21 protein-coding genes are annotated in these 20,417 nt (G+C 72.3%); 10 read left to right on the top strand and 11 right to left on the bottom strand.

Annotated elements, in window-relative coordinates; all coding sequences use genetic code 11:
- Positions 1–42 precede the first annotated feature (42 nt).
- The gene (locus PGH47_RS04570; protein WP_271662347.1) at positions 43–2,298 is read right to left on the bottom strand and encodes a heavy metal translocating P-type ATPase; all 2,256 of its coding nucleotides are present in this window, start codon (positions 2,296–2,298) and stop codon (positions 43–45) included.
- A 61-nt stretch (positions 2,299–2,359) separates the two neighbouring features.
- On the bottom strand, positions 2,360–2,575 hold the full coding sequence (locus PGH47_RS04565) for a heavy-metal-associated domain-containing protein (RefSeq protein WP_271662346.1): 216 nt from the start codon (positions 2,573–2,575) through the stop codon (positions 2,360–2,362).
- Between the two features lie 189 nt (positions 2,576–2,764).
- Here PGH47_RS04565 and PGH47_RS04560 point away from each other — a divergent pair, with 189 nt between their 5' ends.
- Positions 2,765–3,718 carry a hypothetical protein gene (locus PGH47_RS04560; protein WP_271662345.1) on the top strand — a complete coding sequence of 318 codons (954 nt, stop codon included), beginning with the start codon at positions 2,765–2,767 and terminating at the stop codon, positions 3,716–3,718.
- 42 nt (positions 3,719–3,760) lie between these two features.
- Here the strand turns inward: PGH47_RS04560 and PGH47_RS04555 are convergent, their stop codons facing one another.
- The 3 genes from PGH47_RS04555 to PGH47_RS04545 all read right to left on the bottom strand — a co-directional run bounded on the left by PGH47_RS04555 (position 3,761) and on the right by PGH47_RS04545 (position 7,216).
- On the bottom strand, positions 3,761–4,423 hold the full coding sequence (locus PGH47_RS04555) for an isochorismatase family protein (protein ID WP_271662344.1): 663 nt from the start codon (positions 4,421–4,423) through the stop codon (positions 3,761–3,763).
- A 91-nt stretch (positions 4,424–4,514) separates the two neighbouring features.
- Positions 4,515–6,350, bottom strand: coding sequence for a glycoside hydrolase family 15 protein (locus tag PGH47_RS04550; protein WP_271662343.1), 1,836 nt, complete (start codon positions 6,348–6,350; stop codon positions 4,515–4,517).
- 86 nt (positions 6,351–6,436) lie between these two features.
- Positions 6,437–7,216 (bottom strand): DeoR/GlpR family DNA-binding transcription regulator, encoded by a 780-nt coding sequence (locus tag PGH47_RS04545; protein ID WP_271662342.1) that lies wholly within the window; start codon positions 7,214–7,216, stop codon positions 6,437–6,439.
- A 172-nt stretch (positions 7,217–7,388) separates the two neighbouring features.
- On the opposite strand from PGH47_RS04545, the gene PGH47_RS04540 reads away from it, so the two are divergent.
- The gene (locus PGH47_RS04540; RefSeq protein WP_271662341.1) at positions 7,389–8,270 is read left to right on the top strand and encodes an SIS domain-containing protein; all 882 of its coding nucleotides are present in this window, start codon (positions 7,389–7,391) and stop codon (positions 8,268–8,270) included.
- Between the two features lie 36 nt (positions 8,271–8,306).
- Positions 8,307–9,161: a class II fructose-bisphosphate aldolase gene (locus tag PGH47_RS04535; RefSeq protein ID WP_271662340.1), complete on the top strand. Its 855-nt coding sequence runs from the start codon at positions 8,307–8,309 to the stop codon at positions 9,159–9,161.
- Between the two features lie 15 nt (positions 9,162–9,176).
- On the opposite strand, the gene PGH47_RS04530 is transcribed toward PGH47_RS04535, so the two are convergent.
- Positions 9,177–10,310, bottom strand: a complete 1,134-nt coding sequence (locus PGH47_RS04530; protein ID WP_271667983.1) for a methyltransferase — start codon at positions 10,308–10,310, stop codon at positions 9,177–9,179.
- An 85-nt stretch (positions 10,311–10,395) separates the two neighbouring features.
- On the opposite strand from PGH47_RS04530, the gene PGH47_RS04525 reads away from it, so the two are divergent.
- The 3 genes from PGH47_RS04525 (at position 10,396) to PGH47_RS04515 (ending at position 12,871) form a co-directional block, all read left to right on the top strand.
- On the top strand, positions 10,396–11,040 hold the full coding sequence (locus tag PGH47_RS04525; protein ID WP_271662339.1) for an alpha-ketoglutarate-dependent dioxygenase AlkB family protein: 645 nt from the start codon (positions 10,396–10,398) through the stop codon (positions 11,038–11,040).
- Between the two features lie 36 nt (positions 11,041–11,076).
- Positions 11,077–12,315 carry an ROK family protein gene (locus PGH47_RS04520; protein ID WP_271662338.1) on the top strand — a complete coding sequence of 413 codons (1,239 nt, stop codon included), beginning with the start codon at positions 11,077–11,079 and terminating at the stop codon, positions 12,313–12,315.
- Between the two features lie 106 nt (positions 12,316–12,421).
- Positions 12,422–12,871 carry an RpiB/LacA/LacB family sugar-phosphate isomerase gene (locus tag PGH47_RS04515; protein WP_271662337.1) on the top strand — a complete coding sequence of 150 codons (450 nt, stop codon included), beginning with the start codon at positions 12,422–12,424 and terminating at the stop codon, positions 12,869–12,871.
- Between the two features lie 46 nt (positions 12,872–12,917).
- On the opposite strand, the gene PGH47_RS04510 is transcribed toward PGH47_RS04515, so the two are convergent.
- Entirely contained in the window at positions 12,918–13,601 is a 684-nt protein-coding gene (locus tag PGH47_RS04510; RefSeq protein ID WP_271662336.1) for a hemerythrin domain-containing protein, read from the bottom strand.
- A 102-nt stretch (positions 13,602–13,703) separates the two neighbouring features.
- Between PGH47_RS04510 and PGH47_RS04505 the strand changes: the two genes are divergently transcribed.
- Positions 13,704–14,150, top strand: a complete 447-nt coding sequence (locus PGH47_RS04505; protein ID WP_271662335.1) for a MarR family winged helix-turn-helix transcriptional regulator — start codon at positions 13,704–13,706, stop codon at positions 14,148–14,150.
- A 21-nt stretch (positions 14,151–14,171) separates the two neighbouring features.
- Here the strand turns inward: PGH47_RS04505 and PGH47_RS04500 are convergent, their stop codons facing one another.
- From PGH47_RS04500 to PGH47_RS04485, 4 genes are all read right to left on the bottom strand, one after another.
- Positions 14,172–14,348: a DUF1272 domain-containing protein gene (locus tag PGH47_RS04500; protein ID WP_271667982.1), complete on the bottom strand. Its 177-nt coding sequence runs from the start codon at positions 14,346–14,348 to the stop codon at positions 14,172–14,174.
- A gap of 147 nt (positions 14,349–14,495) precedes the next feature.
- A complete protein-coding gene (locus PGH47_RS04495; protein ID WP_271662334.1) occupies positions 14,496–15,404 on the bottom strand; it encodes a phosphotriesterase family protein in 909 nt (302 codons plus the stop codon).
- A complete protein-coding gene (locus PGH47_RS04490) occupies positions 15,401–15,985 on the bottom strand; it encodes a DUF4865 family protein (protein ID WP_271662333.1) in 585 nt (194 codons plus the stop codon). Before PGH47_RS04490 ends, PGH47_RS04495 begins: the two co-directional genes overlap by 4 nt.
- 36 nt (positions 15,986–16,021) lie before the next feature.
- A complete protein-coding gene (locus PGH47_RS04485; RefSeq protein ID WP_435887829.1) occupies positions 16,022–16,612 on the bottom strand; it encodes a TetR/AcrR family transcriptional regulator in 591 nt (196 codons plus the stop codon).
- A 192-nt stretch (positions 16,613–16,804) separates the two neighbouring features.
- On the opposite strand from PGH47_RS04485, the gene PGH47_RS04480 reads away from it, so the two are divergent.
- The 3 genes from PGH47_RS04480 to PGH47_RS04470 are packed head-to-tail and all read left to right on the top strand — an operon-like array spanning position 16,805 to position 20,402.
- Positions 16,805–17,089, top strand: a complete 285-nt coding sequence (locus PGH47_RS04480) for an SHOCT domain-containing protein (RefSeq protein ID WP_107911545.1) — start codon at positions 16,805–16,807, stop codon at positions 17,087–17,089.
- Positions 17,086–17,844 (top strand): ABC transporter ATP-binding protein, encoded by a 759-nt coding sequence (locus PGH47_RS04475; RefSeq protein ID WP_271662331.1) that lies wholly within the window; start codon positions 17,086–17,088, stop codon positions 17,842–17,844. The genes PGH47_RS04480 and PGH47_RS04475 overlap by 4 nt, the downstream gene beginning before the upstream one ends.
- Positions 17,841–20,402 carry an ABC transporter permease gene (locus tag PGH47_RS04470; protein ID WP_271662330.1) on the top strand — a complete coding sequence of 854 codons (2,562 nt, stop codon included), beginning with the start codon at positions 17,841–17,843 and terminating at the stop codon, positions 20,400–20,402. Before PGH47_RS04475 ends, PGH47_RS04470 begins: the two co-directional genes overlap by 4 nt.
- Positions 20,403–20,417: the final 15 nt, after the last annotated feature.

Genomic DNA, 20,417 nt, shown 5'->3' with positions numbered 1-20,417 from the left:
GGCGCCGCTCGTGCGGCGCCCCCTTCCCTCGGTGCGGAGTCGTCAGTTCGCGGCCCGGAACGAGCGCAGCCGCAGGGAGTTGCCGACCACGAACACCGAGGAGAAGGCCATGGCCGCCCCGGCGATCATCGGGTTGAGCAGACCGGCCGCGGCGAGCGGCAGGGCGGCGACGTTGTAGGCGAAGGCCCAGAACAGGTTCGACCGGATGGTGCCGAGCGTCCTGCGGGAGAGCCGGATCGCGTCGGCGGCCACGCGCAGGTCGCCGCGGACCAGGGTGAGGTCGCCGGCCTCGATCGCCGCGTCCGTCCCCGTGCCCATCGCCAGCCCCAGGTCCGCCTGGGCCAGGGCGGCCGCGTCGTTGACGCCGTCGCCGACCATCGCGACCGAACGGCCCTCGCCCTGGAGGCGCTTGACGACATCGGCCTTGTCCTGCGGCAGCACCTCGGCGATGACGTCCTCGGGCGCGATGCCGACCTCGCGGGCGACGGACCGGGCGACGGCGTCGTTGTCGCCGGTCAGCAGGAGCGGGGTGAGACCGAGGGCGCGCAGCCGCCGGATCGCCTCCGGGCTGGTCTCCTTCACCGCGTCGGCGACCTCCAGCACGGCCCGCGCCTCACCGTCCCAGGCCACCGCGATGGCGGTACGACCGGCCGCCTCGGCATCGGACTTGGCCTGCCGCAGGGCTTCGGGCAGCTCCATCGCCCACTCTGCAAGCAGCCGCTCCCGGCCCACCAGCACCGCGTGTCCGTCGACGATGCCCTGCACTCCGAGTCCGGGCACGTTGGCGAAGTCCTCGGGCGTGGGCAGCGAACCCAGTTTCTCCAGTGCCCCGTCGGCCACGGCACGGGCGATCGGGTGCTCGGATGCGTGCTCCAACGCGCCCGCGAGCCGCAGGACTTCGGCCTCGTCCGTGTGGTCTGCGGTGTGCACGGCGAGCAGGGTCATGCGCCCGGTGGTCACGGTGCCCGTCTTGTCGAGGACGATGGTGTCGACCTTGCGCGTGGACTCCAGCACCTCCGGGCCCTTGATCAGGATCCCGAGCTGTGCGCCCCGCCCGGTGCCCACCATCAGCGCGGTCGGCGTGGCCAGGCCCAGGGCGCACGGGCAGGCGATGATGAGGACGGCGACCCCGGCGGTGAACGCCGCTGCCGGACCGGCGCCGTTGCCGAGCCAGAAGCCCAGAGTGGCCAGCGCGAGTGCGATCACGATCGGCACGAACACGGCGGAGATCCGGTCGGCGAGCCGCTGGGCCGCGGCCTTGCCGTTCTGCGCGTCCTCCACCAGCTTCGCCATGCGGGCGAGCTGGGTGTCGGCACCGACCCGGGTCGCCTCGACGACGAGCCGTCCGCCCGCGTTGATCGTCGCCCCGGTGACCGGGTCGCCCTGCGCGACCTCCACCGGCACGGACTCGCCGGTGAGCATGGAGGCGTCCACCGCCGACGAGCCCTCGACGACCGTGCCGTCGGTGGCGATCTTCTCGCCGGGACGTACGAGGAAGCGGTCGCCGACCTTCAACTCCGAGACGGGTACGGTCCGTTCGCTCCCGTTGTCGCCGAGTACGGTGACGTCCTTGGCGCCCAGCTCCAGCAGTGCCTTCAGCGCCGCCCCCGCCTTGCGCTTGGAGCGGGCCTCGAAGTAGCGCCCGGCGAGGATGAACGCGACGACTCCGGCGGCCGCCTCCAGGTAGATGTTCCCGGAGCCGTCACCGCGGGCGATGGTCAGCTCGAAGGGGTGGGTCATGCCCGGCTCGCCCGCCGTGCCGAGGAACAGCGCCCACAGGGACCACAGGAACGCGGCGACGGTGCCGACCGAGATCAGCGTGTCCATGGTGGCCGCGCCGTGCCGCAGATTGGTGAACGCGGCCTTGTGGAAGGGCCATCCGGCGTACACCACGACGGGCGCCGCCAGCGTCAGCGACAGCCACTGCCAGTACTCGAACTGGAGCGCCGGGACCATGGCCATCGCGACGACGGGCACGGCAAGCGTCACGGCGGTGATCAACCGTTGCCGCAGCGGGCGCAGTTCGTCGTCCCCGCCGGTTTCCTCGGGGGCGTCCTGGACGGGTGGCGCCGGCTCCCGCGCGGTGTAACCGGTCGCCTCGACGGTGGCGATCAGGTCCGGCACGGAGACGTCACCGCCGTAGCTGACCTTCGCCTTCTCGGTGGCGTAGTTGACCGTGGCGGTGACGCCGTCCATGCGGTTGAGCTTCTTCTCGATGCGGGCCGCGCACGAGGCGCAGGTCATGCCGCCGATGGCGAGTTCTACCTCGGTCGTGGGGTCGGACGCGGTGGTGGTCATCGATGCTCCTCGTGCGGGGTGGGGCGGAGCCCCGGGGCCGGGCTCGCGGGCGGGGTGCGGGTCAGGCCACGCGGCCGGTCAGCTCGTAACCGGCGTCGTCGACCACCTCGCCTATCAGGGCGTCGTCGGGCTCGGTGGTGCTGGAGACGGTGACCTGCCCGGTCGCGAGATCGACATCGACCCCGGTGACGCCGTCCAGCTCGCCGATGACCTTGGTGAGGGTGGCCTTGCAGTGGGCGCAGCTCATGCCGGAGACGGCGTAGGTGGTGGTGGACATGGGTTCCTCCTGGGATACGTGGTCGAGGTCGACCTTGATACGGGGTGGGGGTATCCTTGCCGGAGTCCATGTATACCCCTAGGGGGTAGTCCGCGCAAGCTTGGATCGGGGTTGACTTGGTACCCCCCAGGGGTATCGTGAGGTGCATCGAAGGACCGTATCGAAGGATCAGACCCGTAGGAGACCGCCATGCATGCCGGACTGAGGATCACCGCGTTCGCCGCCGCACTGGCCGCGACCTTCGGCACCGCCTACGGCGTGGGCAAGGGTGTCGACCCCGTCGTGGAGGACCCCGCGCCCGCCCGTCACGAGAGCCATGGCGAGGCGAAGCCGGACGCGGGCGGTCACGGCGGGCACGAGACGGCGCCGGCCGGCGGACTCCAGATCTCGGAGGGCGGCTACACCCTGGACCTGCGGACCCCGACCGTCACCGCCGGGAAGCGCACCGAGCTGAGCTTCGCCATCCGTGACAGTGCCGGTCGCGCGGTCACCGCCTACCAGCGCGAACACGAGAAGGAACTGCACCTCATCGTCGCCTCACGCGACCTGGTCACCTACCGCCACCTGCACCCCACCCGCGCCGCCGACGGCACCTGGAGCATCCCCGTCGAACTGCCCCGCGCGGGCGGCTACCGCGTCTTCGCCGACTTCACCCCGGCGAAGAAGGGCGCGGAGAACCTCACCCTCGGCGCGGACCTGGCCGCCGCCGGCTCCTTCGAGCCGCAGCGGATGCCCGCACCGAACAGCACCGCGAGGATCCACGGCTACGAGGTCCGCCTCGACGGCGGCCTGCGCCCGGGCAAGGCGGGCGAACTCAAGCTGAACGTCTCCCGTGACGGCCGCCCGGTGAAGAACCTCCAGCCCTACCTCGGCGCCTACGGCCACCTGGTGGCCCTGCGCTCCGGCGACCACGCCTACGTCCACGTCCACCCCAACGGCGAACCCGGCGACGGCAGCACGAGGCCCGGCCCGCAGATCTCGTTCACGGCCACGGCGCCGAGCAGCGGCACCTACCGTCTGTTCCTCGACTTCAAGCACGAGGGCAAGGTCCACACCGCGGAGTTCACCGTCCGCGCGGGTGCGGCCACGACCGCCACGGAGGCGCCCGCGCACGACGAGGGGACCGGGGAACACGGCCACTGAGAACTCGCGCCCGGCCCGCCGGGCGGTCCCCGGCGGGCCGGGTCAGACCGCTTCCGCCGCGGGCGCGACGAGGCCGAAGACCGTCACCACCCGGTCCGTGGACGTCACCGCCCCGCACGTGTCCGCCACCCACTCCAGCGCGAAGCCGTGGCTCCCGGCCGACGCGTCGGCGACGGCGTCCGCGACGACGAACGGCTCCAGGTCCTGGACCCAGGCGTCCGCGGCGGTCATCAGCACCCCGACCCGGGCGAACAGCCCCGCGATCACGACCTGGTCCCGCCGCAGGTCGCGCAACCGGCCCTCCAGCCGGGTCCGGGCGAACGCGCTGTGCTTGCGGGCCGTGAGCACCGCGTCGCCGGTGCGTGGCTCGACCTGCTCGGCGAACGCCTCGCCGTCCCGGTCGTCCGGCACCCCAGGTGACCGGGCCGGAGACCGCCGTACGTAGGTGGCGGGTCCGCGCTCCCCGGCCGGAACCGAATGGATGACGGGCACGCCCGCGGCATGTGCCGCGTTCACCAACCGGGCCGCGTTGGCGAGGAGTTCGGCGACCGGGGCGCCCTCCTCCGCCAGGACACGTACGAAGCGTCTTTGCAGGTTGAGGACCACGAGCGCCGCACGTTCCGGATCGAGGGTCCACCCCGTGGTGTCGTCGGGCAGCATCGCGGGGGTCGGCATCACGTACGGGAAGATCGAGCCAGGCGTCATCTCGGGTTGCCCTCCGGGCGAGTTGGGGAACCCTATTTAGGTTAGCCTCACCTAAGTTCGATGTCTGCTCGATAACCGGCGCGAACCCGCCTCATCCGAGAGCGCGATCCAGGTTGAACGCGGCACTGATCAGGGACAGATGCGTGAACGCCTGCGGGAAGTTGCCCTGTTGCTCGCCGGTGTGGCTGATCTCCTCGGCGTACAGGCCCAGATGGTTGGCGTACGTCAGCATCTTCTCGAAGGCGAGGCGCGCCTCGTCGACCCGGCCGGCCCGTACCATCGCCTCGACGTACCAGAACGAGCAGATGGAGAACGTGCCCTCGTCGCCGCGCAGTCCGTCGGGGCTCGCCTCCGGGTCGTAGCGGTAGACCAGCGAGTCGGACACCAGATCCTCGGTGAGGGCGTCGAGGGTGGACAGCCACTTCGGGTCGGTCGGCGCGATGAACTTCGCCATCGGCATCATCAGCACCGCCGCGTCCAGTACGTCGCTGTCCTCGCACTGGACGAAGGCCTGGCGCGTCTCGGACCAGCCCCGGCTCATGATCCGCCGGTAGATCCTGTCCCGGCACTCCTGCCAGCGCGGCAGCTCGGCGGGCAGGCCGCGGCGGTTGGCCATGCGGATGCCCCGCTCGATCGCGACCCAGCACATCAGCCGCGAGTACAGGAAGTTCTTGCGACCGCCGCGGGTCTCCCAGACGCCCTCGTCGGGCTGGTCCCAGTTCTCGCAGACCCAGTCCACCAGCGCGCACACGTTGTCCCACTGGTCGCTGGAGATGGGTTGCGCCCACTTGTCGTACAGGTAGATCGAGTCGATCAGCGCACCGTAGATGTCGAGCTGGAGCTGGTCGGAGGCCGCGTTGCCGACCCGCACCGGGGCGGAGCCGAGATGGCCCTCCAGATGGTCGAGTTCACGCTCGGGCAGATCGGTGCGGCCGTCGATGCCGTACATGATCTGCAACGGTCCCGCGGGCGAGCCGTCGCCACGGCTCACGTGATCGGTCAGGAACCGCATGAAGGCCTCGGCCTCTGTCGTGAAGCCCAGCCGCAGCATCGCGTACACGCAGAAGGCGGCGTCGCGCACCCACATGTACCGGTAGTCCCAGTTGCGTTCGCCGCCGACCTGCTCGGGCAGGCTCGTCGTCGGCGCCGCCACGATGGCGCCGGTGGGCGCATAGGTGAGCAGCTTCAGGGTCAGCGCCGAGCGGTGCACCATCTCCCGCCAGCGGCCCCGGTACTTGGAGGCGGACAGCCAGCGCCGCCAGTACGCCACCGTGCTGTTGAACTGCATCTCGGCCTCGGTCCGGGCGCACCGCTTCAGCGCGAGCGCCCCGCCGACCTGGTCGAGCGCCAGCACGGCCGACTCGCCCTGGGAGAGCTTGAAGTCGGCGTACACATCCGGGCCGTCGATCTCCAGCGGCACGGTGGAGGTCAGGCCGAGGGCCAGCTCCTCCGACTCGAAGACCGCCACCTCGCCGTCCATGCGGACGGTGTGCGTCCGGGTGCCGTAGTCGAAGCGGGGCGCGACCCGGGTACGGAACGGGATCGACCCGCGCACGCACACCACACGCCGGATCAGCCGGTGCCGCTCGACCTCTGCCGGTTCGCCGTCGACCGGCATGAAGTCCTGCACCTCGCCGACGCCGTCCTCGGTGAAGAACCTGGTGATCAGGACGTTCGTGTCGGGGAAGTAGAACTGCTTGGTCCGGGCCGGCACGGAGGCCGCCAGCTCGAAGCAGCCGCCCCGCTCGGCGTCCAGGATCGCCGCGAACACGCTGGGCGCGTCGAAGGACGGGCAGCAGTACCAGTCGATCGTGCCGTCGATGCCCACCAGGGCCACGCTGCGCAGGTCGCCGATCAGGCCGTGATCGGCGATCGGCACGTACCGCGACGCCCCCGGTGCGCCCGTCTCGATCGGAGTAGTGCTCATCGCAGCCTCCCTGGCCCGCCATGCGCCTCGCTCCCAGCGTAGGTGGAATCGGCCGGGGGAGGGGCGGGGCGGCGGGATCCCGGGGCTCAGACGGCGATGACCCGCAGGCCCGCCTCCTCGAAGCGGCGAAGGGTCTCCGGGTCGGCCGCCGTGTCCGTGACCAGCGTGTCCACCGCTTCGGTCGCGCAGATCCGGGCGAAGGCGCGCCGGCCCAGCTTGCTGGAGTCCGCGGCCACGATCACCCGCTCGGCGCGCTCGCACAGCAGCCGGTTGATCGCGGCCTCCGCCTCGTCGTGCGCGGCGGCGCCGTGCGCGCTGTCGAAGGCGACGACACCGAGCACCGCCACGTCGATCGTGATCTGGCCCAGGATGCCGTCCGCGAGCGGCCCGATGAGCTCGTACGACTGCGGACGCGCGACCCCGCCGGTGACCACGATCTTGAACTGGGGGCGCACGGCCAGCTCATTGGCGATGTTGAGGGCGTTCGTGACGACGGTCAGCGCGGGCGAGCCCGACGTCAGGTCGCTGCGCACGGCCAGGGCGCGGGCCACCTCCGTGGTCGTCGTGCCGCCGGTCAGTCCGACGGCCTCGCCGGGCGCGATCAGGTCGGCCACCGCCTTGGCGACGCGCTGCTTCTCGGAGGCGTGCCGGGCGGTCTTGTAGCGCAGCGGCAGCTCGTACGACACTCCGTGCACCACCGCGCCGCCCCGGGTGCGCACGAGCATCTGCTGCTCGGCCAGCTGGTCGAAGTCGCGGCGGATGGTGGCGGACGACACCGCCAGCTCGGCGGCCGCCTCCTCGACGTCCAGCCGGCCCCGCTCGACGAGCAGCTCCAGCAGCGCCTTCCAGCGGGCGTCGCGCGACATCGAGCCTCCATTTCTCGGCATTCCTCGACCTGGCGGCGACCCTATCCCACCCCCGAAACCATCCAGTGCTTGATTCTGCTCGAAAGCTCGCTATATCTTGCAAGAAAAAGCATGAAGGTTCATGGAAGCCAGCTCGCGAAGCCAGTTCGCGGAAAGCCAGGAGGACGGCGGCATGACGCATGTCGAGGACGAGCTCAACAGTCAGCCCGAGTGCTGGGCACGCGCCGCGGGCGAGGCCGCCGGCCTCGGCGGGGCGCTGCCGGAGCCGGGGGAGCGGGTCGCGATCGTCGGCTGCGGGACGTCGTACTTCATGGCACAGGCGTTCGCGGCCCTGCGCGAAGGCACGGGCCAGGGCGAGACCGACGCCTTCGCCGCGTCGGAGTTCCCGGCCGGGCGGACGTACGACCGAGTCCTCGCCCTGACCCGGTCCGGCACCACCACCGAAGTCCTGCACCTGCTGGCGGGGTTGGAGGGGCACACGCCCACCACGGCGATCACCGCCGACCCGGACACACCCGTGATGGCGGCCGCCGACGAGATCGTCGTGCTCGACTACGCCGACGAACGGTCCGTCGTGCAGACCCGCTTCGCCACCACCGCCCTCACCCTGCTCCGCGCCCACCTCGGCCTGCACCCCGACGCCGCGGTGACCGACGCGCGCACCGCACTCGCCGCCGACCTGCCCGAAGGGCTCGTGGAATGCGGCCAGTTCACCTTCCTCGGCCGTGGCTGGACCGTGGGGCTGGCGAACGAGGCCGGGCTGAAGATGCGCGAGGCGTCCCTGTCCTGGACCGAGGCCTACCCGGCCATGGAGTACCGGCACGGCCCGATCAGCATCACCACCACCGGCACCGCCACCTGGATGTTCGGCGAGGCACCCGAAGGGCTCGCGGAACAGGTGCGCGCCACCGGGGGACTGTGGATCGAGGGCCGTCTCGACCCGCTCGCCGAACTGGTCCGCGCCCAGCGGCTCGCCGTCGCCGTAGCCGCCGCCCGCGGCCTCGACCCGGACCGGCCGCGCCACCTCACCCGGTCCGTGATCCTCGCCCCCTGACACGCCCCGGTACGGAAGCAGGAGAAAGGACAGGCCGTGCCCCTCACGACCACCGGCGAGCTCATCACGCGTGCCGCCGCAGCCCGTTCAGCCGTCGCCGCGTTCAACGTCATCACACTGGAGCACGTCGAGGCCGTCATCGCCGGTGCGGAGTCGGCCGGTTCACCCGTCGTCCTCCAGGTCAGCGAGAACGCCGTCAAGTTCCGCTACGGACGGCTGCTGCCGCTGGCCCGCGCGGCCGTCGCCGCCGCCGAACGCGCCGACGTCCCCGTCGCGCTGCACCTCGACCACGTCCAGAGCGACGACCTGCTGCGCCAGGCCCCGGACGCCGGGTTCAGCTCGGTGATGTACGACGCGGCCCGCCTGCCGTACCTGGACAACCTCGCCGCCACGAAGGCGGCCGTCGACTGGGCCCACGCCCAAGGGCTGTGGATCGAGGCCGAGCTGGGACGCCTCGGCGGCAAGAACGGCGAGCCGCCCCTGGACGCCCACGCCCCCGGAGCCCGCACCGACCCCGTCGAGGCGCACGCCTTCGTCGCCGACTCCGGCGTCGACGCCCTGGCCGTCGCCGTCGGCAGCTCGCACGCCATGACCACCCGAACCGCCACCCTCGACCACGAACTCCTCAAGCACCTCGCCGCCGCCCTGGACGTCCCCCTCGTCCTGCACGGCTCCTCCGGCGTCCCCGACGGCGAACTGGCCGCGGCCGTGGCGGGCGGCATCGCCAAGGTCAACGTCGGCACGGCCCTCAACATCGCCATGACGAGCGCGATCCGCGACTTCCTCGCCGCCCACCCGGAGGCGGTCGACTCACGCAAGTACCTGAGCGTGGGCCGGGAGGCGATGGTACGTGCGGTGGCCGACATCATCGGGGTGCTGGAGGCACACTGACCCGGGCAGCGGCGGCTAGCGCTTGACGGCTCGCAGCACCACGAACTTCGGGTCCCCGGCGACCAGTTCACTGTTCCCGAACAGCCGCCGCAGCTTCACGTGGTAACCGAGATGCCGGTTGCCGATCACCCACAGCTCGCCGCCCGGCCGGAGCGCGCGCTTGGCGCCCGTGAACATGCGCCAGGCCGTGGCGTCCGTCGTCGCCTGGTGCGAGTGGAACGGCGGATTGTTCAGGACGAGGTCGACAGTGCCGGCCGGCACCCCCGCCATCCCGTCGCCCACCCGGAACTCGGCGTGCCCGGGCACCCCGTTGGCCCGGTACGTCGCCTCCGCCGAGGCCACGGCCTGGAACGACTCGTCCACGAACAGCACCTCGGCCTCCGGGTTGGCCAACCCGACCGCCGTACCGACGATGCCGTTGCCGCACCCGAGGTCCACCACCCGCTGCGCGCCCTTGCCGTCCGGCAGATGCCCCAGGAAGAACCGCGTCCCGATGTCGAGCCGGTCGGCGCAGAAGACGCCCGCGTGATTGACGACCGTGCCCTGCGAGACGGCGCCGATGCCGTCGGGGAGCGTGTAGGCGTACGGCCACGGGTTGGCGGCCCGCTCCTGGGCCGGCTCGGGTGTGCTGAAGATCAGCCGGGCCTTCCGCTCCGCGAGCGAGGTGCGGGTCGGGCCGAGGACCCGTTCGAACAGCTGGAGCGTAGAGGTGTGGATCTCCTTCACCATGCCCGTGCCGACCACCACCGTGCCCTCGTGCACCGCGGGCGCCAGCCTCAGCAGCTGGTCCTCCAGCAACGCCAGGCTCTTCGGCACCCGCACCAGCAGGACGTCGATGCGGTCCGGCGGCGCGTCCTGCGTGGTGAGCAGCCGGACCGTGCCGGGTTCGACGCCGTGTCGGGCGAGGTTGGCGCGGGTGGCCTCCTGCGTCAGGTACGAGTCCGTGATCTGCGTCGGCCGGTGCGCGGCGAGCGCCGTGACCAGGGCGCCCCAGCGGTCACCCACGACCACGACCGTGCCGGACAGCGGGATCTCCTGCTCCGCCAGGTGCCTGAGGAGGTACTCGTCGGAGGCGTCCCAGGCGCGCAGCCGCTCGCGCGGGTCCTCGGGGAAACGGGTCAGCGCCAGGTCGCCCCAGGGCGTCGTCATACGGTCGTTCATCGTGCCTCCAGGCTAGCCGAGCCGCAGCTCACGGCCGGTGGGGAGGCAGGGCCGGTGGGGGAGGATGGAAGGCATGGACGCCGAGCTGTTCCCCCGGGAGCGTACGGAGGTGGCGCCGGGCGCGGTGCATCTGCCGGACTGGCTGGACCCGCCTGCCCAGCGCGAGCTGCTGAAAGCCTGCCGTGACTGGTCCCGCCCACCGGCCGGCCTGCGCACGGTCCGCACCCCCGGCGGCGGCACCATGACCGCCCGGCAGGTGTGCCTGGGCTGGCACTGGTACCCGTACGCCTACGCCCGCACGGTCGTCGACGGCGACGGCAGCCCCGTGAAGCCGTTCCCCGACTGGCTCGGCGAGCTGGGCCGCCGCGCGGTGCGGGACACCCTGGGCGAGCCGCACTCGGCGGCCTACGACATCGCGCTGATCAACTTCTACGGCGCCGACGCCCGCATGGGCATGCACCGCGACAGCGACGAGAAGTCGCACGCGCCGGTCGTGTCCCTGAGCCTCGGCGACACCTGCGTCTTCCGCTTCGGCAACACCGAGACCCGGACCCGGCCCTACACGGACGTCGAGCTGCGCAGCGGCGACCTGTTCGTGTTCGGCGGCCCCGCCAGGCTCGCCCACCACGGCGTACCGAAGGTGTACCCGGACACCGCACCGCCGGAGTTGGGGCTGACCGGGCGTCTGAACATCACGCTGAGGGTGAGCGGGCTGTAGGCCGTCACGCTCGCGGATCATGGGAGACTCGCCCTCATGAGCGGCAACGCGGACCCCCGGCCGGCGGGGGAAGGGACCACCTCGAGGACGCGGTTGGACCGGGGGCGCGGTGCGCTCGGGCCCGCGTTGGAGCTCGTGCACACCGGGCGCGCGCCCACGCGTGCCGTCCTCACCGCCGAGCTCGGGGTGACCCGGGCCACGGCCGGCGCGGTCGCCGCCGAGCTGGAGGCGCTCGGGCTCATCCGGGTCGACGCCCGGCCCGCCGCGGCGGCCGGTTCCCAGGGGCGGCCCTCGCACCGGCTGTCGGTCGCCGAGGACGGGCCCGTCGTCCTCGCCGCACAGGTCCACGCCGACGGGTTCCGCGCGGCGCTGGTCGGCCTCGGCGGACGTATCGTCGCCACCGCGCCCGGCTGCGAGGCCGTGGACGCCGATCCGGCCAAGGTGCTCGGCTCGGTCGTCGAGGCGGGCTCCGAACTGCTGCGCACGACCGGGCGGCGCTGTGTCGGCGCCGGACTCGCCGTACCGTCCGCCGTCGCCGAACCCGACGGTCTCGCGCTCAACCCGCTGCACCTGGCCTGGCCCGTGGGCGCGCCGGTGCGCCGGATCTTCGCGGAGTGCGTGCGCGCGGCCGGGATCACCGGTCCGGCGTTCACCGGCAACGACGTCAACCTCGCCGCGCTCGCCGAGCACCGGCACGGCGCGGGGCGCGGTGCGCGCGACCTGCTGTGCGTGGCCACCGGGCACCGGGGCGTCGGCGGGGCGCTCGTACTGGACGGCCGTCTGCACACCGGCAGTTCGGGCCTGGCCCTGGAGGTCGGGCACCTCACCGTGAACCCCGAGGGCAGACCCTGCCACTGCGGCAGCCGCGGCTGCCTCGACGTCGAGGCCGATCCGCTGGCCTTCCTCACGGCGGCGGGGCGGGAGCCGGGCCCCGAGGTCTCGCTGCTCCAGCAGTCCAAGGACCTGATCGGCAACCACTACGACGACCCCACGATCCGCACGGCCACCGAGGCCCTCATCGACCGCCTCGGCCTGGGCCTGGCCGGTCTGGTGAACATCCTCAACCCGGACCGCATCATCCTCGGCGGTCTGCACCGCACCCTCCTGGACGCCGACCCCGAACGCCTGCGGGCCGTCGTCGCCGACCGCAGCCTGTGGGGCCAGAGCGGCAGCGTCCCGATCCTCGCGTGCACCCTCGACCACAACAGCCTGGTCGGAGCGGCCGAGTTGGCGTGGCAGCCGGTGCTGGACGATCCGCTCGGGGCACTGACCTAGCCGGCCTTCGGCGGACCGGGTTCGTGGCGGCCGTCTCCGCCTTCAACGGCGCCCCGGACGACCGCCCCGCCCTCGGTCGGCGTGCCGTCCCGAGTAGGCTCGGGACATGCGGATCTCCGTTTCCTCGGACATGGACAAGCCGGTGGCGCGCTCGCTCGTCGCCGAACTGCGCGAGCGTGGTCATGAGGTGGTGACCTACGGCGCACTGAGCCCGGGCTCCGACCCGCAATGGGCCGCCTGTTCCGAGGCGGCCGCCCGCGAGGTGGCCGCCGGTACCGCGGACCAGGCCGTCGTGTGCTGCTGGACCGGCACGGGCGCCTCGATCGCCGCGAACAAGGTGCCGGGTGTACGGGCCGCCCTGTGCACGGACGCCTACACGGCGGACGGCGCCCGCCGCTGGAACGACGCCAACGTGCTGGCCCTCGGTCTGCGGCTGACGTCCGAGCCGCTGCTCAGGGAGATCCTCGACGCCTGGTTCGCCGCCGAGGCCGGCACGGACGCCGACGACCGGGAGAACGTCGCCCGCATCGAGCGACTGGACCTCGGCCGGGCGTAGCGCGCCGCAGCGAGCGACTGGACCTCGGCCGGGCCTGAAGCACCGCTCATCCCTCCGCCCGCACCTCCGGTACCCCGAGGTCCTCGTACAGCCGGTGACGCTGGTCGGGGCCGAGCGTGCCGCACACCGCGGCGAGCGCGCGGTCCGCCTGCCCGTGCGGGGCGGCCGCCATGACATCGCGCACGATCGCGACCCTGGGCGCGGGCGGCAGGGCGGGCAGCATCCTGCGGAGGTCCGTGAGGGCCTGCTCGGGGGTGCGCGAGGCACGGAAGGCGGCCATCACAGCGCCCAGTTCCTCGGCGCCGGCGTACTGCCACAGGGCCGGCATCGCGACCGTCTCCTCGGCGTGCAGATGGGCGAGGTAGGCGCTGATCACCTCGTTGAGTGCCAGGTACAGCGCGTGCTGGGCCTCCGGCAGGTCCTCGGCCGGGGTGCCGGTGAGGGTGCGCGCCCGCTCGTCCAGCGCGACGAAGGCCGCGTCGAGGCGCACATGCTCGGCCTCCAGCGCGTCCGCCGCCTCAGGGGCCCGCTCCCGGAGCAACTGGTGGATGAAGGTGTCCTCGTGGTCGGCGTGCTCACGCAGTTCCCGCGTCATCGCGAGGCACCGGGCCGCCTGCTCGGCGGCGGCACCGCTGTGGGACACGTCCGCGGCGCCGAGCTCGGTGGCGAGTGCGAACAGTCGCGCGCGCTGCCCCATGTGAACATTCCGGTAGAGGTCGATCTTGGGCATGGCCTGTCCTTGGGATGGCTGTTCCAGTAACGCGACAACACGTTGCTAGACTGACAATGTGTTGTCAAGAGTGGTCGAGAGATGGTCGAGAGAGGAGTGGCGATGTCGGACGAGACTGCCCTGCTGATCGCGGATGTGCTCGAGGCGGCCGGGGCCCTGCGCCGCCTGGGCGATGAAACCGCCGGTGCGGAGGGGCTCACACAGGCCCGATGGCAGGTCCTGAGCGTCGTGTCCGAGGAGCCGCTCACCATCCCCCAGGCCGCACGCCGCCTCGGCGTGAGCCGCCAGAACATCCAGCGGGTCGCCAACGATCTCGTCTCGCTCGGGCTCGCCGCCTACCGGGACAACCCGGATCACCGCGGCTCGCCGCACCTGACGATGACGCCGCCCGGCGAGGACACGCTCGCCCGCCTCACCGACAGAGCCACGAAGACGCACCGCACCCTCTTCGCGGCCATTCCCGACGAGGAGATCCGCGCCACCCGCGCCTCGCTGCGCCGCCTGCTGACCGAACTGGACCGGCACGAAGGAGCCCCCGGCAAGCGGTAGGCCCACATTCAGGGGGAGGTCTCAGGAGCGCCGCGGCCTCGGCACGAGTTCACCGCCGCAGTTCGGGCAGACGCTGCGCATCGCCTCGGCGCACTGGACGCAGAAGGTGCACTCGTAGGAGCAGATGCGGGCGGGGGCGTCCGGCGGCAGCTGCGCGATCTCGCAGCGCTCGCATCGTTCGCGCATCTCCAGCGCCATGACCTCGCCCTTCGTCGTCCGTGACGGCACCGGGCAGGACCGTCATGTCCCATCCTCCGCACGCCGTGCGCTGGTGAAAGCGGGCGGAGGGTCAGAGACCGATGCGATCGGGTCAGGGCCGGCCGGCGGCGAACGCCCCGCCGGACGTCACCGCCAATCAGCGGTGAAAGCTCGACCCGGGTTGTCGACGAGCACGCGCTCCACCAGCTCCTCGCCCAGCGCCGACGCGATCCGCGGCCGTAGCCTGCGCAACAGATACGGCATCCCGGGACCCCCGTCGACCGACCGCGCCCCGGCGACGACGGTGTCCCCGCCCAGCAGCAGCCGGTGCCCGAACCCGGCCTCGGCCAGCGCCAGCACCGCGTCCGGCATCCGCCAGTCGGTGGCGTGATGGGCGCGCGAGGGCCCGTCGAAGGCGAGCCAGCAGCCCGACGCGGCGGCCTCGCGGTGCACCACGAGGTCGGGTGAGCGGTTGAGATGGCCGAGGATCACCCGCTGCGGCGGAACCCCCAGCTCACCGCACAGCAGGTCCAGTACGTCGAGCGCGCCGGTCCCGGCCTCCAGGTGCACGGCGATCGGCGCGTCCGTCGCGTGGTGGGCCTCGGCCGCGGCTGTCATCGTCCAGCGGGCGTGCGTGTCGAGGGCGTGGAAGCCGCCGGCGACCTTGACGAGCCCGGCGCGCACTCCCGAGGTCCCGATGCCCACGGTCAGCTCGGACACGAAGACGTCGGCAAGCTTCCCGCGCACTTCGTCGAGCAACTCCGGGGTGTAGTGCGCTGCTTGGTGCAACCCCGTCGCACAGACCAGATGCACGCCGGCGGCCCGCGACAGCGGCGGCAGATCGGCGGCCCGGCGCCCCATGCCGTACGGCGTCCACTGCACCACCGCCGAACCGCCGGCCGCGCGGAACGCGTCCAGCTCGGCACGTGCGGCGGAGGCGTCGTTGAGCTCCTGGCCGGGCAGTTGCGGGCTGCTCAGGAAGAGGTGGTCGTGCGCGTCGCACACGCCGAGCTCCTCGGGCCGCAGGTCGCCGAGGACCGTACGGACCGCGCTCACCACTGCCTGCCCCGAGGCAGCGCACCGCGTCCCGGCGACGACAGATGCAGCACCTGGTACACCTCGCCCTCGGCCTTGGGCGTGTCGTGCTCCCAGACCGAGAAGTGGACCACCTCCCAGGCGTGCGTGTCGACGACGGCCGCCGCCAGCACGGCGCCGTCCCGTTCCGCCAGCCGCGCGGTCTCGTCCACGGCCTCCGCGACGACTCCGGCCAACTCCACGCCCTCCGGTACCGGTTGACGCCGACGCACGGCGAACGCCGCGGGGGAGTGCGCCGCGCCGCCCTCCTCGTACGCGAGCCCCGTCCACTGCCGCACCCGCGGCCGCCCGAAGTCGTTCACGGGCCCCTGGAATGCGCCGCCCCACAAGAAAGTGTTCATGCCCTCCACGGTGTTCCAGAGATAGAACGGCCCGTACTGGTTCACCGCCGACCCGCGCACCCCGCGCTCACGCAGCAGATACGCCTTGACGCCGAGCCCGTCCCAGTCGTCCAGCAGATGCCCGACGCGGGCGACACGGGAGCGGATGACGTCCATGTCGTAGTCGGCGGGCAGGGTGAACTCGTACTGCATGGCGTGCATGCCAAGTCCCTTCTCAGGACGGGGAGTCGGACTTCCTCACGAAGCGCGGGTGGTCTCGCGCGGGGCGAGCAGCGACAGCAGCCCTCCGACGCCCGCGTCGAAGGCGGCGGATGAACCGGACGCGCGGGCCAGGACATAACCTCCCTGCACGGTCGCGACGATGGTCGCCGCGATCGACTCGCCGTCGAGGCCGGTCGCGAACTGCCCCTGCTCCTTGCCCTCCTCGACGATCCCGGCCAGCCGCTCCCGCAGCCAGTCCAGCGTCTCGTCGACGGGCGCCCGCAGTTCGTCGCTGGCGATCACGTCCGGGTCCATCGTCAGCCGCCCGACCGGACAGCCGCGCAGCACATCCCGCTCGCGCCGCAGATACGCCTCGATGCGCTCGTACGGCGTGCCCGGCCCGTCGAGTACTCCCGCGGCGGTAGCCCGCATCTCCTCGGCGGTCCGCCGGATCGCGGCCAGCGCGAGATCGGGCTTGCCCTTGAAGTGGTGGTACATGCTGCCCTGCCCGGCACCCGAGCGCTCCAGGATGGCCTTGGGGCTGGTGCCCACATAGCCGCGCTCCCACAACAGCTCGCGGGTGGACTCGATCAGTCGGTCCGAGGTGCTCATACCGGCACTGTACATACTAGTAGTTACAGAAGTCGAGGCCGGAAGCGCCCCGGACGAGCGCCTCCGGAGCAGTGGAACCGGCCTCCAGTACTCCCCGCGAGGTACACGCAGTGCCGCTGGCCGTACGACGACCCAGGCCCCCTCCCGGCGGGAGTCTCGAGACATCACCGAACGACCCCACCGAACCGACTCGGGAGATGACTCGAGATGCAGACCCTGGCTCACTTCGCGGACGGCGGCCCCGGGCCGTGGATTCTCCTCTTCCCGCTGATCTGGGCGGCCGTCGTGGTCGGCGGCATCACGCTGCTGCGCCGCACGGTGTGGCGCGGACGCCGCGGCCCCTGGCGCGCCCCGGAGGTCGACGACAACTCGCCCATCGCCGTGCTCGGCCACCGCTTCGCCTCCGGCGAGATCGACGAGGACGAGTACTGGCGCCGACTGTCCGTCCTGGACGAGCAGTTCGGCCGCAGGGGCAAGGGCGGTGCGGCATGACCGCCACGACCGCCACCACGATCACACCGACGGCCGCCCGCGTGGTCGACGCCGTGAAGGTGTACGGCAGCGGCGACACCGGCGTGCGGGCCCTGGACGGGGTGAGCGTCGACTTCCCGGTCGGCCGCTTCACCGCGATCATGGGGCCCTCGGGCTCCGGCAAGTCCACGCTGATGCACTGCGCGGCCGGCCTCGACACGCTCACCTCGGGCACCGCCCACATCGGCGACACCGAGCTGAGCAGCCTCGACGACCGGCGCCTCACCCTCCTGCGCCGGGACCGTGTCGGCTTCGTCTTCCAGTCCTTCAACCTGGTGCCGACGTTGACCGTCGCGGAGAACATCACGCTGCCGCTCGACCTCGCGGGCGGCGACGGCGACCCCGAGTGGATCAGCGCCCTCATCGACGTCGTCGGCCTGCGCGACCGGCTCCACCACCGCCCCTCCGAACTCTCCGGCGGCCAGCAGCAACGCGTCGCCGTCGCCCGGGCCTTCGCCGGACGGCCCGACGTCGTCTTCGCCGACGAGCCGACCGGCAACCTCGACTCCCGCTCCGGCGGCGAGGTCCTCGGCCTGCTCGGCCGCGCGGTGCGCCAGACCGCCCGCACGGTCGTCATGGTCACGCACGACCCGGTGGCCGCCGCCCACGCCGACGAGGTCGTCTTCCTCGCCGACGGACGCCTGGTGGACCGTATGGAAGCACCGACCGCCGACAAGGTCCTGGACCGCATGAAAGCCTTCGAGGTGCCGTCATGAACGCCTCCGTCCGCCTCAGCGCGTCCTCCCTGCGCGCCCACAAGCGGCGTTTCGCCGGGACGTTCCTCGCGGTGTTCCTCGGCGTGGCGTTCCTCGCCGGCACCCTCGTCATGGGCGACACGCTGCGCGCCAGCTTCGACACCATGTTCGGCAACGCCACCAGCGGCACCGACGCCGTCGTGCGCAGCGCCGACGCCATCACCACACCCGGCGAGAGCGAGGGCGTACGCGAACCGGTCGCCACCGACCTCGTCGGCACGATCGAGAAGGTCCCCGGCGTCGCGGCCGCAGCGCCCAACATCCAGGGCGCCGGCCAGCTCATCGGCAAGAACGGCGACCCCATCGGCGGCCAGGGCCCGCCCACCCTCGCCGGCAACTGGATCACCGACCCGGAGCTCAACGCCTACCGACTCGCAGAGGGCCACGCCCCGCGCGGTCCCGGCGAGGTCGTCATCGACCGTGGCACCGCCGAGCGTGGCGACCTGAACATCGGCGACACGACCACCCTGCGCACGCCCGACCCCGTCAAGGTGACCGTCGTCGGCCTCGCGACCTTCGGCGGCGAGGACGGCATGGCCCAGGTGACCTTCACCGGCATGACCCGGGCCGACGCGGAGAAGTACCTCACGGCCGCGCCCGGCGAGGCGGCGACCATCCAGGTGCGGGCCGGCCCCGGCGTCGGCCAGCAGGAGCTCGTCGACGCGCTGACTCCCGTGCTCCCCAAGGGAGTCGAGGCCATCACCGGCCAGGAGTCGGCCGAGGAGAACACCGACATGATCTCCAGCCAGTTCCTGTCGGTCTTCACGACCTTGCTGCTGGTGTTCTCCGGCGTCGCGCTGCTCGTCGCGACCTTCTCCATCCACAACACCTTCGCGATCGTCGTCGCCCAGCGCACCCGCGAGAACGCCCTGTTGCGGGCCCTGGGCGCCTCACGCCGTCAGGTCACCGTCTCCACCCTCGTCGAGGCGAGCGCCGTGGCCATCGTCGCGTCGGCGGCCGGTCTCGCGGGCGGCATCGGCATCGCGGCCGGACTCCAGGCGCTGTTCCCTGCGATCGGATTCCCCTTCCCCGAAGGCGACTTGGTGATCAGCGCCCTCTCCATGGCCCTGCCACTGGCCGTCGGCGTCGTGGTCTGCCTCGGTTCCGCCCTGCTGCCCGCGCTACGCGCCGGCCGCACCGCGCCGCTCGCCGCGCTGCGCGAGACGGCCGTCGACACCTCCGGCGCCTCCCGCACCCGTGCCGTCACCGGCCTGGCGCTGATCGCCCTCGCGCTCGGCGTGACACTCACCGGCGTCCTGGCGTCCCCGTCCATCTGGCTCGCGGCCACCGGCGCGGTCCTCGCCCTGATCGCCTTCGTGGTGCTCGGCCCGGTCGCCTCCAGCACGGCCGTACGCGTCCTCGGCGGCCCCCTGGACCGACTGCGCGGCGTCACCGGCGGACTCGCCCGGCGCAACGCCCTGCGCAGCCCCAAGCGCACGGCCGCCACCGCCAGCGCCCTGATGATCGGCGTGGCCGTGGTGTCGCTGTTCACCGTGTTCGGTGCCTCCCTGAAGGCGACCATGGACCAGACCGTGGCCCGCTCCTTCGCGGGTGACGTGGCCATCAGCACCCCGTCGTTCGGCGCGGGCGGCAGCGGCCTGAGCCCGCGCCTCGCCGACGCGGTCCAGCGGCTGCCCGAGGTGGACACGGCCGTCGGACTCGGCCGCGGTGTCGCCGAAGTCGACGGCAAGGGACGGGCGCTGACGGTCACCGACCCGGTCGCCCTGGAGCGCACCTTCGACCTCGGCGAGATCCGGGGCTCCATGAACGGCCTCGGCACCGAGGGCATCGCCATCACCGAGAACGAGGCCGACAAGCAGCACCTGAGGACCGGCGACAAGGCCCGGCTCACCTTCACCGACGGCCGAACGCAGACCTTCACGGTCCGCGCGGTCTACGGCAGGTCCGAACTCGCCGGCGACTACGTCATCACCCGCGACGCCTGGGCCCCGCACCGCACCCAGGACGCCGACACGCTGGTCGCCGTCTCCTTCAAGGACGGCGTAGGCACGGACGACGGCAAGGCTGCGGTCCAGAAGGCCGCGGCACAGTACGGCAACCCGGAGGTGCAGACCCGCGACGAGTACGCGCAGTCCGCGGCAGGCGGCATCGACATGATGCTGACACTCGTCTACGCGCTGCTCGCCCTCGCGGTGCTCATCGCGCTCCTCGGCATCGCCAACACACTCACCCTCGCGATCCACGAGCGCACCCGCGAACTGGGCCTGCTGCGGGCCGTCGGCCAGACCCGCTCGCAACTGCGTGCCATGGTGCGCTGGGAGTCGATCCTGGTCGCGGCCTTCGGCACGGTCGGCGGCCTCGCCCTCGGAGCCTTCCTCGGCTGGGTCCTGGTCGAGGCGTCGGACGGCGCGTCCGACAGCGCCTTCGCCTTCGCGATGCCGCCCCTGCAACTCACGGTGGTGGCCCTGGTCGGACTCACCGCAGGGGCGCTGGCGGGCCTGCGCCCGGCGCGCCGCGCGGCACGACTGGACGTACTGCGGGCCATCGCCACGGAGTGACACGCGCGTGCCCCA

This window comes from Streptomyces sp. HUAS 31 (genome assembly GCF_028198125.1).
Lineage (GTDB): Bacteria > Actinomycetota > Actinomycetes > Streptomycetales > Streptomycetaceae > Streptomyces > Streptomyces chartreusis.
The sequence above is the reverse complement of the archived record's forward strand: the minus strand, read 5'-3'. Positions and strand labels throughout refer to the sequence as shown.